Origin of the sequence: Psychrobacillus sp. L4, from assembly GCF_042944905.1 — a bacterium.
Lineage (GTDB): Bacteria > Bacillota > Bacilli > Bacillales_A > Planococcaceae > Psychrobacillus.
Map to the genome: position 1 here is coordinate 52,332 of NZ_CP168496.1, position 14,150 is coordinate 66,481.

Here is a 14,150-nt window from a genome sequence, read left to right on the forward strand (position 1 = left end):
AAATGTATTGACAACTATGTGCTTTGATTGTTAAAATGTTTTGTTTGACAAAAAAATATATGAATGGTATTATAGTATTCAGTGAGGTGTAAGCAGAATGCCAAAAACTTTAGCTGATATTAAAAAGTCATTAGATCATCATTTAGGCAAACGTTTGCAATTAAAAGCAAACGGAGGACGTAAAAAAACAATTGAGCGAGCTGGCGTATTGAGAGAGACTTATCATGCCGTTTTCGTTATCGACTTGGATCAAGATGAAAATTCTTTTGAACGTGTATCTTATAGTTATGCAGACATTTTGACAGAAGCAGTAGAAATCACTATTTTTGATGAAGCAAATAATTTAATAGTTGTAAAATGATTATTTAGAACTTTTATCTTTTCTATATTTCGAAACAAACTGCTTTTGCATTCCTTGAATGTAAAGGGAGTTTTTTTTTATTTATAGGACATACTATAAACGCTAGTTGTTTAAAAGGAGGATACACCACATATGGCTAAAAGAGGTATTATGTCTGATCAATTGAAAGAAGAGATTGCAAAAGATCTTGGATTTTATGATGTAGTCAAGACCGAGGGCTGGGGTGGGATAAAATCGCGTGATGCTGGTAATATGGTAAAAAGAGCAATTGAAATGGCTGAACAACAAATGAAGTCGCCAAAGTAAATTTTTCGTATGACCAATCTGGTTTTAAACTGGCAAGCAAACGAGATCCAAAATAATGAACAACTAGCGTTTAGGAAAGGTAGAGAAATCTGCCTTTCCTTTTTGAGTAGATAATAAAAATTTCCTCAAAAACTTTACAGAGTCCTGCTAGGAGTTCGTCTTAGATCCGAATTGTAGTTGAATCGACACGATGTCTCGAATTTAGACTATATACCTCTTGCATAGTCGCTTCCTCATTTCTTATGCGGTGTGTTAAAATAGGGAACAACCTATGTTTGAAAAGGAGCAGATGGAATGTACTATGTAAAAGCACCTGCTAAAATAAATTTAACACTCGATGTATTACATAAACGTCCAGATGGTTATCATGAAGTCGAAATGATTATGACGACAGTTGATTTGTCGGACCGTATTGGATTAGAGCGAAGAGAAGATGGGAAAATACATATTCTGTCTGTGGATCGTTTTGTTCCTACTGATTTTAGAAATTTAGCATATCAAGCAGCAAAGATATTAAAAGAAATGTATCATGTAAAGTCTGGAGTTACGATTAAGATTGAAAAAAACATTCCAGTTGCCGCTGGATTAGCTGGCGGTAGTAGTGATGCTGCCGCAACTCTAAGAGGATTAAATACACTTTGGAGTTTAGGGTTATCTTTAGATGAACTTGCGCAAATCGGCACAAAAATAGGTTCTGATGTTGCATTTTGTGTGTATGGCGGAACAGCACTTGCCACGGGGCGAGGAGAAAAGATTCAAGAATTGCCGTCTCCAGCAAATTGTTGGGTAATTCTCGCAAAACCGACTCTAGGAGTTTCTACAGCAGATATTTACGGAAGTTTAAAAATAAACCAGATAGAACATCCAAAAACAAAACAAATGGTAGAAGCGATTGAAAAAAAAGATTTTGTGCAAATGTGTGCCTCCGTGGGGAATGTGTTAGAAAATGTCACATTAAAATTGTATCCTGAAGTTGCTAATTTAAAGGATCAAATGCAAAAATTTGGAGCGGATGCAGTATTGATGAGCGGTAGCGGTCCCACGGTGTTTGGGATAGTTCAACATGAATCAAGGGTACAAAGAATTTATAATGGGCTTCGTGGTTTTTGCGATGAAGTATACGCTGTTAGATTAATAGGAGAACGGGACTCACTTGCTTAAATGCGGATGATTGTGATACGTTTTCTTTAAAATATTCGTGTTTGGAGGTGATTGTATGAAATGGAAAAGAAGTGAACGACTCGTAGATATGACGCAATACATGATAGAACATCCCCATAAGTTAATTCCTTTAACGTACTTTGCATCTTTATACCAATCGGCTAAATCTTCCATTAGTGAAGATCTAACGATAATAAAAGAAACGTTCGAAGAAAGAGGCAGAGGCTTACTAATAACCGTACCAGGAGCAGCTGGGGGGGTTAAATTCATTCCTACTATGACAAGCGAAGATGTTAATGAAATAACACAGAGCCTAATAGAGCAACTTTCAAAAGCTGATCGATTACTACCAGGTGGTTATTTATATATGACAGATATATTAGGAAATCCGTCTCTTATGAATAAGGTAGGTAAAATATTTGCATCTGCTTTTGCACATGAAAAAATAGATGCCATAATGACAGTTGCAACAAAAGGTATTTCAATTGCACATGCAATTGCAAGACATTTAAATGTACCAGTTGTGGTAGTTCGTAGAGATAGCAAAGTGACGGAAGGCCCGACGGTAAGTATTAATTACGTATCTGGATCCGCAAGACGTATCCAAACCATGGTTCTTTCGAAAAGAAGTATGGAAAAAGGACAACGTGTATTAATCACTGACGACTTTATGAAAGTGGGCGGGACAATTAATGGAATGAAAAACCTGCTTGAGGAGTTTAATTGTGAACTTGCAGGAATAGCTGTATTAGTTGAGGCGGATCATGAAGGCGAACAACTAGTGGATGAATATTTATCACTTATAAAATTACGTGAAGTCAATGAAAAAGATGGTACAATTGTTTTAACGGAAGGCAACTATTTTGAGAAGGGTGGAAACAATGATGAAAACAGTAACAACAACTAATGCACCAGCGGCTATCGGTCCATACGTACAAGGAGTGGTTGTGAACGGAATGTTTTACAGTTCAGGGCAGATTCCATTAACTCCCCAGGGAGAAGTTGTAGAAGGTTCTATTACAGAACAAACAGCACAAGTATTTGCTAATTTAAATGCGGTGCTTACAGAAGCTGGAACTTCATTGTCAAAAGTAGTTAAAACACTTGTTTTCTTAAAAGATATGAATGATTTTGCAGAATTTAACGAAGCATATGAAAAACATTTTGAGGGTCATAAACCAGCGCGCTCTGCAGTAGAAGTAGCAAGGCTCCCGAAAGATGTAAAAGTAGAAATAGAAATAATAGCAGTTGTCTAATAAAAAGAGTATGCCTTCTTCGGAAAGCATACTTTTTTATTTGTAATAAAACATGGTCAACAGATAAAAAAACAGTGATATTATAATATTTAAAATATTTACACGAAAAAGAAGGATACTGGAAAGTTTTGTAGAATTACTATAATAGGATTTTTTCAACTAAGAAGAGAGGTGGTGTAAAAATGGAAGTAACGGACGTAAGATTACGTAAGGTACTATCAGATGGTCGTATGAGGGCTATCGCTTCCATTACACTGGACAACGAGTTTGTTGTACATGATATTAGAGTAATTGATGGAAATGCGGGGTTATTTGTTGCCATGCCAAGTAAAAGAACCCCAGAAGGTGAATTCAGAGATATAGCTCATCCGATAAATTCTGGAACACGTACAAAAATTCAAGAAGCGGTGTTATATGCTTATCATTTGAGTGGTGAACCAGAGGAAGCGGAACAAACAGTAGAAGCTAGTTATTAGTAATTAGATATGCTAATCGTACACAGTAAAATAATAATTTCTGAATTAAGCCATTTCTAAGGAGATGGTTTTTTTTGTGCTAAAATTATCCATAGTACTTGTTTTGTCATGTATTTGTCAAGAGATATTTCCTTGAAAAATCACGCTAATTCCGCTATAGTCAAAAGAGGAAATTAGCCCACTGGAGGGAAAACGGAAAATGACAAATACTTATGCGGTCGTGTTAGCTGCTGGTAAGGGAACTCGTATGAAGTCTAGTCTTTATAAAGTGCTACATCCTGTTTGTGGGAAACCTATGGTAGAACATGTTGTAGCAAACATGGAGAAGCTCGGCGTTAATAAGATTGTAACAATTGTTGGGCATGGGGCAGAAACTGTTCAAAGCAAGTTAGGTACTAGAAGTGAATACGCTCTACAGGCAGAGCAATTAGGTACAGCTCATGCTGTTTTACAAGCAGAGGCGTCGCTTTTAAATCTTTCAGGTACAACTATTGTTATATGTGGAGACACGCCTCTAATTACTGCTGAAACAATGAGAGATCTATTAGATCTTCATAAAGAAACAGGCGCAAAAGCAACTATCTTAACAGCTATTGCGACTAATCCAACTGGTTATGGAAGGGTTATTCGAGCGGAAGATGGTAGTGTAAAAAGTATTGTAGAACAAAAAGATGCATCTACAGAAGAGCAACTTGTAAATGAGATTAACTCAGGAACTTATTGTTTTGATAATGAGGCATTATTCAAAGCGTTGAAATTAGTAAAAAACGAGAATGCTCAAGGTGAATATTATTTGCCGGATGTAATTGAGATTTTGCAAAAAAATGGAGAGGTAATCTCTGCATATGCAGCAAAAGACTTAGATGAAATTTTGGGCATAAATGATCGAATTGCACTTTCTCAAGCAGAACAAACTATGAGATCTCGTATTGCACATCACCATATGCGTGAAGGCGTGACAATTATTGATCCTCAAAATACATACATTAGTAGCGATGCCGTAATTGGTGCGGATACAGTTATCCAACCAGGAGTTACTATTGAAGGAAATACTACTATTGGAAAAAACTGTACGATCGGTCCAAACAGCCATATTGTTTCAAGTATAATTGGAAATGGAACTACTATACATTCTTCCGTTATATTATCGAGCGAAGTGGGTAATCACACGGCTATTGGTCCATTTGCACATATTCGACCACAGACAGAGGTTGGAAATGATGTGAAAATTGGTAACTTTGTCGAAGTAAAAAAATCCACAGTAGGAAACGGAAGCAAAATTTCTCATTTGAGTTATATGGGAGACGCATCTATTGGTTCAAATGTAAATATTGGATGTGGCACAATTACTGTAAACTATGATGGAAAAAATAAATTTGTAACGAAGATTGAAGATGATGCTTTTGTTGGCTGTAACTCCAATTTAGTAGCACCAGTTACAATTGGCAATAAAGCATATGTTGCTGCGGGCTCTACCATTACAAAAGATGTACCTGGGGAAGCACTTGCGATCGGACGTGCTCGACAAGAAAATAAATTAGGCTACGTAGAAAAACTAAAACTAAAATAACCCACTATCCAGGAGGATTATCATGCCAGAACAATACGCAAACTCAAAATTGAAAATATTCACATTAAATTCTAATAGAGAATTAGCTGAAGAAATTGCGAAAGAAGTAGGACTTCCATTAGGTAAATCTACAGTAACTAGATTTAGCGATGGAGAGGTCCAAATCAATATTGATGAAAGTATTCGAGGGTGTGACGTATTCATCGTTCAATCAACTTCAGGTCCTGTAAACGAACATCTGATGGAATTGTTAATTATGCTTGATGCTGTTAAACGCGCATCGGCTCGAACAGTAAGCGTAGTATTACCTTATTACGGATATGCGCGCCAAGATAGAAAAGCGCGTGCTCGTGAACCAATCACGGCTAAACTTGTCGCAGATCTTTTAACAACAGCAGGGGCAACTCGTGCAATCGTACTTGATCTACATGCTCCTCAAATTCAAGGATTCTTTAATATTCCAATTGATCACTTAGTTGCTGTTCCTATTTTATCTGATTACTTCTTAGGGAAAGACCTTGATCCATCCGAATTAGTTATCGTATCACCTGATCACGGTGGTGTAACTCGTGCTCGTAAAATGGCGGATCGTTTAAAAGCCCCGATTGCTATTATAGATAAACGTCGTCCACGTCCAAATGTAGCGGAAGTAATGAATATTGTAGGTAATGTAGAAGGAAAAACGGCTATCTTGATCGATGATATTATTGACACTGCGGGTACCATTTCGATTGCAGCACAAGCTTTAATAGAAAGTGGAGCAAAAGAAGTATATGCTTGCTGTACGCATGCAGTACTTTCTGGTCCGGCAATTGAGCGAATAGATAACTCTGTGATTAAAGAATTGGTTATTACGAATTCAATTCAATTATCTGAAGATAAAACTTCTCCAAAAATCAAAGAACTATCTGTAGCAAAATTACTAGGCGATGCAATTGTGCGTGTTTTCGAAGAGAAATCTGTCAGCACATTATTTGATTGATTCTAAAAACGTTTGAAACATCCTCCAAATGGGTATGAATATAGGTAGGAACCTATGGGAGGATGAAAAACAATGAGTACATTAATCAATGCCCAAAAGCGTAAACATAAAGAAAATGCAAGTTTGAGAAAAAGTGGGTTTATTCCAGCCATCGTTTACGGTTTCCAAGTGGAATCCCAACCAATTGCCGTAAATGAAAGAGATTTAGCCAAAACACTTCGAGAAGTTGGTCGCAATGGTGTCATAAAACTAGCAGTAGACGGTAAAACTGTCCATGTCGTAATGAGTGATTACCAAATGAATATTCTAAAAGGTCAAATGATTCATGCGGACTTTCTAGCGATTAACATGAAAGAAGAATTAGAAGTAAATGTATTCGTAAATCTAATTGGTAATTCCGTTGATGTTTCAGAAGGCGGTATCCTTCAACAGCCAAATCGTGAAGTGACAATTACAGTTAAACCATCGGATATTCCTGAGAGTATTGAGTTGGATGTATCGAAAATGGCTATTGGTGATACATTAACAGTAGCGGAAATTCGAGGAACAGTAGATTACTTAATTGTAAATGAAGATGATTATACGCTTGCTATTGTATCAGCGCCTCGCATAGAAGAGGAAGAAACTGAGGCAACTGGAACAGAAGAAGCCGAAACACCAAATAAAGATGAATAAAAGAGAAGAGATTGTCTAAAGGCAATCTCTTTTTTCTAATGGATATGATAAAATGGATGAAATACGTATTAAAGGAATGGAAATGAATGAAAATGATTGTTGGACTTGGGAATCCCGGTAAACAATATGAAGCAACCAGACATAATATCGGATTTCATGTAATAGATGAACTTGCAAATCGATTAAACATACCCCTTACTCAATCTAAATTTAATGGGATGTATGGTATTTCGCACATTGGAGCGGAGAAAGTAATGCTTCTAAAACCACTGACGTATATGAACTTATCTGGCGAATGTATTGTGCCTATGATGGATTATTTTGATGTAGAGGATGACCAAATGATTGTAATTTATGATGATTTAGACTTACAGGTTGGTAGATTACGTCTTCGTCAAAAAGGAAGTGCTGGAGGGCATAATGGGATTAAATCGCTTATTCAACATTTAGGTACACAGGAGTTTAACCGGGTTAGGATTGGGATCGATCGTCCGACAAATGGAATGAAGGTTCCTGATTATGTTTTGTCGAGGTTTACTGAAGAAGAGAAAGCAAATGTAGTAGATGCGGTGAAAAAGAGTGCAAATGCATGTGAAGCATGGCTATCGAAAAGTTTTTTAGAAGTGATGAATATATATAATGGTGCATAAACTTTAGCGTACATACCTATACTTCCTAAAAAGGAGGTATTAGGAATGCCAATTCATTATAAATGCCGGCATTGTGAAACAGAGATAGGCCAATTGCCGTTGGATTCTATAGATGAACAGTTTTTACAGAAAAACAATATTACACCAGAAGAACAAGATTTATATATAGTGCATGGAGTTGAAGGGGATTATACAGTGCAGTGTATTTGTGAAGAGTGTCAAAGTTCGCTACAAAAATTTCCAAACTATTATGCGTTAAAAAAGTGGATACAGTAAAATTGCTTTGGCACGTTTTCGTGCGCAAAGCCTTTTTCTGTTTTGATAGAATGTCTAGCTAAAACGCCATGCCCTTCAAGGTATACATTTATTGTTGCGGCTAAGTAAGCGTTTTATGTTTTTCTTAAAAGAACGGGGGTTTGAAATGGAACTTTTAAGCAATTTATTAATGGATGATACACATATGCAAAAACTAGTGAAAGAGTTGGAGCGCGGTCAAGATCAACAACTAATAACAGGTCTTTCTGGAAGCGCAAGAGCAGTATTTATTAAAATGTTATACAGTGCACGCAGAAAAGCTGTTCTTATTATTACTCCTAATTTACTTCACGCTCAAAAGCTAACAGAGGATTTGGTAAAGCTTGTCGGGGATGACTTAGTGCATTTGTATCCTGCAGATGAGCTAATAGCCGCGGACATTTCGGTAACAAGTCCGGAGCTACGTGCACAGCGAATTGAAACGTTGGATCATATGTTAACAAAAAGAAATGGCGTTTATATTGTGCCTGTCGCAGGTCTGAAAAAACATATGCCTACTGTGACAGACTGGAAACAAAGTACTGTTTCTATTGCAGAAGGTGAAGAAGTAGAGCTAGAAGTACTTCTGCAAAACTTAGTAAATATGGGATACGTGCGACAACCTATGGTTACTGCTCCAGGCGAGTTCGCTCTAAGAGGTGGCATTGTGGACATTTATCCACTCTATTTAGAGCATCCTATCCGTATTGAATTATTTGATACGGAGATAGACTCCATTCGTACATTTTCAGCGGAAGACCAACGTTCTTTAGATAAATTAAAGGAAATCCGTATTTTACCAGCAACAGAATACGTCCTAACTGAAACGAAGAAGAAGCTACTTGCGCATAAATTGGAACAGTCGTTAGCAGAAAGTTTAAAAAAAGTAAAAATACCCGAAATAAAAGATCAATTTTATCAAAATATTCAACATGATATTGAACTTTTAAATCAAGGCGAGCAGCCAAAACAATTTATGAAGTACGTTTCACTATTAGAAGATGGTAATAGCTTCTTAGGCCACTATTTCAATCGAGATGGGATGGTTTTATTTGATGAACTTGGTAGAATTCAAGAAGTTACAGAAACGTTAGAACGAGAAGAAAAAGATTGGTTTTTAGCTTTGTTAGAAGAAGGAAAAACAGTACATGATGTAAAACCATCTTTGAACTTGAAAGAAATTATTCGAATGCTTCCGAACGAAAAATTGTATTTCTCGTTATTTTCACGCACATTTTCAGGGATAACCATCAAAAAGAATACTACTTTCTCCTGTAAGCCAATGCAAAATTTTCATGGGCAAATGCATTTATTGAAAAATGAACTTGAGAGGCTTACTAATGGAAAGTTTCGTGTCGTTATTCTTGCTGACGGGAAAGATCGCGCACAAAAGATTCATACGGTTCTAGAAGATTATGAAATAGTTTCGAAGATTGGTGCTTCAGGAGAGGACTTGCAGAAGTCGGGTATTTTTATAGTAGATGGAGATTTAGAAGCTGGTTTCGAATTGCCTCTCCAGCGTATTGCGGTCATTACAGATGCAGAATTATTTAAACAAAAACATAAGAAAAAAGCGAGGGCTCAAAAAGTATCCAATGCAGAGCGTATTAAAAGTTATTCTGAAATAAAACCTGGCGATAATATCGTACATATTCATCATGGGATAGGGAAATATATAGGGATAGAAACGCTCTTAGTAAACGGAATTCATAAAGATTATTTGCATATACGCTATCGCGGTGAGGATAAATTATTTGTTCCTGTCGATCAAATTGACCTAATTCAAAAATATGTCGCTTCCGGCGAAAGAGATCCAAAGCTACATAAATTAGGTGGAGCAGATTGGAAAAAAACAAAAACGAAGGTATCGGCGGCTATTCAAGATATAGCAGATGAGTTGTTGAAACTCTACGCGAAACGGGAGTCCGAAGTTGGATATGCTTTCGAGCCAGATGGTGAAATGCAACAATCATTTGAAGCGGCTTTCCCATATGAGGAAACAGAAGATCAGCTTCGTTCGATTGAAGAAGTGAAGCGGGATATGGAAAAGTCACGTCCAATGGATCGTCTCATTTGTGGAGATGTAGGATATGGAAAGACAGAGGTCGCGATAAGAGCGGCATTCAAAGCGGTAATGGAAGGAAAACAAGTAGCATTCCTTTGTCCGACAACCATTCTTGCTCAACAGCATTACGAAACTATGCTAGAACGATTTCAAGACTTTCCAATTGAAGTTGGTTTGCTTAGTCGTTTCCGTTCCAAAAAACAGCAAACAGAGACGATTAGTGGCTTAAAAAAGGGAATAGTAGATGTAGTAGTAGGTACACATCGCATATTATCAAAGGATGTTGTCTACCACGATTTAGGACTTTTGGTTGTCGATGAAGAACAGCGTTTTGGGGTAAAGCATAAAGAAAAAATTAAACAACTGAAAACAAACGTAGATGTCCTTACGCTAACTGCTACGCCTATTCCTCGGACATTGCATATGTCGATGATAGGTGTAAGAGATTTATCGGTCATTGAGACACCACCCAAAAACCGTTTTCCAGTTCAAACATATGTCATGGAATTTAACGGATCACTTGTCCGAGAGTCGATTGAACGAGAACTAGCAAGGGGAGGACAGGCATTTTATCTATATAATCGGGTAGAAGACATTACTCGAAAAGTAGATGAAATTCAAATGTTGGTCCCTGGAGCAAGAGTAGGTTTTGCTCATGGTCAGATGCCCGAAACGGAACTTGAATCGGTCATTATTAGCTTTTTAGAAGGCGAGTATGATGTCCTCGTAACAACGACCATTATTGAAACTGGTATTGATATACCAAACGTAAATACACTTATCATTCATGATGCAGATAAAATGGGACTATCTCAGCTTTATCAATTACGGGGTCGTGTAGGACGATCAAATCGAGTTGCATATGCCTATTTAATGCATCAAAGAGATAAGGTTTTAACAGATGTTGCAGAAAAAAGATTACAAGCAATTAAAGAATTTACGGAGCTTGGATCTGGATTTAAAATCGCAATGCGCGATCTATCCATTCGAGGAGCAGGAAATCTATTAGGTTCACAGCAACACGGATTCATTGATTCGGTTGGTTTTGATTTATATACACAAATGTTAGAAGATGCTATTGAAGAGAAACGAACGGGCATCAAAAAAGAAGACATGCAAGACTTAGAAATTGTTTTATCAACGGATGCCTATATTTCAGACGATTATATACCAGATGGATATCAAAAAATTCAAATGTATAAACGTGTGAAAGCCATGGAGAAAGAAGAAGAATATTTAGATATCTTAGATGAACTACAAGATCGTTTTGGAGATATCCCTCTGGAAGCAGACAAATTATTACGAATTGCTCGCCTGAAAATTTGGGGTAAAGATGTAGGGGTAGAATCTATTAAGGAAATAAACAAGCTTGTATCTATTCGTTTTAGTGAAGAGGGCACAAAAAATATAAATGGTGCTTTGATTGTGGAAAAGTCCATGAAGTATGGACGTGCAGTGGGATTCAGTATGGATAACGCGAATTTAGTCATTACAATAGATGAAAGAAAAACAGGGAAGTTTAATCCATTTGATATCTTGGAAGAAATAATGAGATTATTGCCTGAAGCAAAAAAAGAAACGGTAGAAGTGAAATAACATTTTGCATATTTTTTGGTAATGTGATGCATACTATGGCAGAAATGAAATTTAATACCCAATCAGTCGAAAGTGAGGCACATTACATGAAAGCAACAGGCATCGTACGACGTATTGATGATTTAGGTAGAGTAGTTATTCCAAAAGAAATACGCAGAACGCTTCGAATCCGTGAGGGAGACCCACTGGAGATTTTTACGGATAGAGAAGGGGAAGTCATATTAAAAAAATATTCTCCTATAAGTCAACTAGGAGATTTTGCAAAAGAATATGCCGAAACTTTATACGAAACGCTTGGAACGCCAGTATTAATAAGTGATCGTGATGAAATGATTGCAGCGGCCGGATTATCTAAAAAGGATTATTTGAATAGAAGACTTAGTCCAGATGTGGAAGAGGTTGTTGGAAAACGAACAATTGTTACGGAAAAACATGAAAATTCAGTGGAATGGGTGCCGGGAGTTTTTGAAACGGTAAAGTCATATTGCATTGCTCCTATTATCTCATCGGGTGATTCAATTGGAGCGGTATTTATCATTTCGAAAGTCCACTTTATAGGGGAAGCAGAGATGAAAGCAATCGAAACTGCGGCAAATTTTTTAGCAAAACAAATGGAAAGTTAACCCATATTATTACAAAGCCTTTCTCACATAGGGGAAGGCTTTTTTGGATGATAAGAAACTTTATAAAACAGTATTCATAGGGTTTTGTCTTTAGTTACCCAAAACCCTAAGAAATTCAGCAAATAGTTTCTATAAAAATTTAAAGTTTTACAGCTGTTTTATAATTAATCTCGGGTCAGCAAAAAATTGTCTCGCTTTCGGATGAATTGGTCGCGGGTTTAGTGCAATTGATCTCGCTTTAGGGTAAATTGGTCTCCAAGTCCCATAAAGTGTAAAAAAATGCACCTGCTTAAGCTGCTCTTAACTTCTTAAAAGCATTTTGTAATTAGTCTGGAGGACTGAAAGAGTGTCATTCTAATAAAGACGTGCTCCTGCGCAAGCTCGTCGCAGAAAAGATGTGCTCCTGCGATTACTTGTCTCAGAAAAAATGTCATGTCGTGGCAGACATAGGCGATTACGCTTTTATTGATGTATAATGGATGCATTGAACTGAATGGAAGAAGGATTTGCGAATGAGTAATGAATGGAATATGAAAACTTATATGAAAGGTGCTGCAATGTTGACAGTTTCCGCTATTATTGTAAAGCTGCTCAGCGCTATTTACCGTGTGCCTTTTCAAAACTTAGTTGGAGATGAAGGTTTTTATATTTACCAACAAGTTTATCCATTCATTGGAATAATCACGACATGGACATCTTTTGGTTTTGCAGTTGCTTTATCTAAAATCTTATCTGAATATAAATCGTCCGGTAAAGCGCATGCGCTACCTAGAATTTTGCAAATAGCTTTTGTTTATATTGGAATGATATCTATTGCATTTTTTTTATTATTATATTTGGGTTCAGATTTCTTAGCAAAAACGATGGGAGATGAACAGTTAGCTAGTCTATTAAAAGCAGGCTCCTATGTTATTTTGTTAATGCCGTTGCTAGCTGTTTTAAAAGGAGAATTTCAAGCAGGTGGTCGCATGGGACCAGTAGCCTATGCGCAAGTTGTAGAGCAAGTCGTTCGAGTATCCGTCATATTGTTAGGTACATGGATGGTCGTATCTAATGGTTTAGATTTATATAAGGCTGGAAGTATGGCGATGTATGGTGCAGTAGCTGGGGAATCGGTTGGGGTAATCTTTCTTTCTTTTATTTATTGGAGAGGGTTTGAACGCCCTCCAGTAAACCAGATAAACCAATTCGTTCCGATATGGCCTATTTTAAAAGATTTGACGATAATCAGTATAAGTGCAAGTATAAGTGCGCTTTTATTTTTACTCTTTCAGTTGGTTGATTCATTTACGGTTTTTCAACTATTAGTTGAAAATGGTATGGGAAAACTACAAGCGATGGAGAAAAAAGGTATTTATGATAGAGGGCAACCACTAGTTCAATTAGGAATTGTGATTGCTTCCACATTGTCTTTAGCTATTGTACCGTTAGTTGCACATCGAATGAATAAAGAAAAAGGAAGAACGGCTATTCCGTTCATGCAACTTACATTTAGAATTGCTTTCACGTTTGGAATAGCGGCAGCATTGGGGCTCATTGTAGTACTACCATACGTAAATGAAATGTTATTTCAAACAAAAGAAGAATCAATTACGTTAATGGTATTTTCTTTTCAGATTGTATGGATGTCTTTAATCCTCACGTTGATGGCGATGCTTCAAGGAATTGGAAAAGTAAAAATACCTACATTGTTTTTACTTATTGGCGTATGCAGTAAATGGCTACTAAATGGTATGCTTATACCATCTTATGGTGTATTGGGAGCAGCAACATCCGGTAATATTAGTTTAGCTATTGTATTTTTATGTATGCTTTTCTATTTTAAAAAGAACTGGAATATTCCATTTGCATCTTTTGCGTTTTATAAAGGGATTGTGATTGCTTCGCTCACGATGATTGTTTGCGTAACGGCGTATGAATGGTTAGCGGATAACGTCTTATTTGAAAGTTTAACAAGCCGAATCCGGTCCCTATTCATCTCTTTCAGTGCTGTAACACTAGGAGGGTTTGTTTTCCTCATAATAATTGCAAAAAGACGCGTTATTGGAGAGAAAGAGTGGTTTTTATTGCCGTTTGGAAAAAGAATGGCTATTTTTCAATTGTGGTTGAATAAAGAAAAATAAGGTTGTGAGCAG

The 14,150-nt window shown here is 36.8% G+C and carries 14 protein-coding genes; all 14 read left to right on the forward strand.

Features of this window, described 5'->3' with window-relative positions; genetic code table 11:
* Window positions 1–97: 97 nt before the first annotated feature.
* The 14 genes from veg (at window position 98) to ACEPXG_RS00305 (ending at window position 14,138) form a co-directional block, all read left to right on the forward strand.
* Complete coding sequence (gene veg, locus ACEPXG_RS00240) at window positions 98–361, forward strand: biofilm formation stimulator Veg (protein ID WP_053591096.1); 264 nt, start codon at window positions 98–100, stop codon at window positions 359–361.
* A 132-nt stretch (window positions 362–493) separates the two neighbouring features.
* Window positions 494–667, forward strand: a complete 174-nt coding sequence (locus ACEPXG_RS00245; protein ID WP_151698335.1) for a small, acid-soluble spore protein, alpha/beta type — start codon at window positions 494–496, stop codon at window positions 665–667.
* 294 nt (window positions 668–961) lie between these two features.
* On the forward strand, window positions 962–1,828 hold the full coding sequence (gene ispE / locus ACEPXG_RS00250) for a 4-(cytidine 5'-diphospho)-2-C-methyl-D-erythritol kinase (protein ID WP_391206154.1): 867 nt from the start codon (window positions 962–964) through the stop codon (window positions 1,826–1,828).
* A gap of 55 nt (window positions 1,829–1,883) precedes the next feature.
* Complete coding sequence (gene purR, locus ACEPXG_RS00255; protein ID WP_391206157.1) at window positions 1,884–2,735, forward strand: pur operon repressor; 852 nt, start codon at window positions 1,884–1,886, stop codon at window positions 2,733–2,735.
* Complete coding sequence (locus ACEPXG_RS00260) at window positions 2,713–3,084, forward strand: RidA family protein (protein ID WP_391209702.1); 372 nt, start codon at window positions 2,713–2,715, stop codon at window positions 3,082–3,084. Before purR ends, ACEPXG_RS00260 begins: the two co-directional genes overlap by 23 nt.
* Before the next feature lie 182 nt (window positions 3,085–3,266).
* Entirely contained in the window at window positions 3,267–3,560 is a 294-nt protein-coding gene (spoVG, locus tag ACEPXG_RS00265; RefSeq protein ID WP_391206160.1) for a septation regulator SpoVG, read from the forward strand.
* Between the two features lie 199 nt (window positions 3,561–3,759).
* On the forward strand, window positions 3,760–5,130 hold the full coding sequence (gene glmU / locus ACEPXG_RS00270; RefSeq protein ID WP_391206163.1) for a bifunctional UDP-N-acetylglucosamine diphosphorylase/glucosamine-1-phosphate N-acetyltransferase GlmU: 1,371 nt from the start codon (window positions 3,760–3,762) through the stop codon (window positions 5,128–5,130).
* A 22-nt stretch (window positions 5,131–5,152) separates the two neighbouring features.
* Entirely contained in the window at window positions 5,153–6,112 is a 960-nt protein-coding gene (locus ACEPXG_RS00275; protein ID WP_151698341.1) for a ribose-phosphate diphosphokinase, read from the forward strand.
* A 72-nt stretch (window positions 6,113–6,184) separates the two neighbouring features.
* On the forward strand, window positions 6,185–6,787 hold the full coding sequence (locus tag ACEPXG_RS00280) for a 50S ribosomal protein L25/general stress protein Ctc (protein ID WP_391206166.1): 603 nt from the start codon (window positions 6,185–6,187) through the stop codon (window positions 6,785–6,787).
* 86 nt (window positions 6,788–6,873) lie between these two features.
* On the forward strand, window positions 6,874–7,437 hold the full coding sequence (pth, locus tag ACEPXG_RS00285; protein ID WP_391206169.1) for an aminoacyl-tRNA hydrolase: 564 nt from the start codon (window positions 6,874–6,876) through the stop codon (window positions 7,435–7,437).
* 45 nt (window positions 7,438–7,482) lie between these two features.
* Window positions 7,483–7,713 carry an anti-sigma-F factor Fin gene (locus ACEPXG_RS00290; protein WP_151698344.1) on the forward strand — a complete coding sequence of 77 codons (231 nt, stop codon included), beginning with the start codon at window positions 7,483–7,485 and terminating at the stop codon, window positions 7,711–7,713.
* A 145-nt stretch (window positions 7,714–7,858) separates the two neighbouring features.
* Window positions 7,859–11,392: a transcription-repair coupling factor gene (gene mfd / locus ACEPXG_RS00295; protein ID WP_391206172.1), complete on the forward strand. Its 3,534-nt coding sequence runs from the start codon at window positions 7,859–7,861 to the stop codon at window positions 11,390–11,392.
* An 86-nt stretch (window positions 11,393–11,478) separates the two neighbouring features.
* Window positions 11,479–12,015, forward strand: coding sequence for a stage V sporulation protein T (gene spoVT, locus ACEPXG_RS00300; protein WP_391209705.1), 537 nt, complete (start codon window positions 11,479–11,481; stop codon window positions 12,013–12,015).
* A 512-nt stretch (window positions 12,016–12,527) separates the two neighbouring features.
* Complete coding sequence (locus tag ACEPXG_RS00305; RefSeq protein ID WP_391206174.1) at window positions 12,528–14,138, forward strand: oligosaccharide flippase family protein; 1,611 nt, start codon at window positions 12,528–12,530, stop codon at window positions 14,136–14,138.
* The last annotated feature ends 12 nt before the right edge of the window (window positions 14,139–14,150 follow it).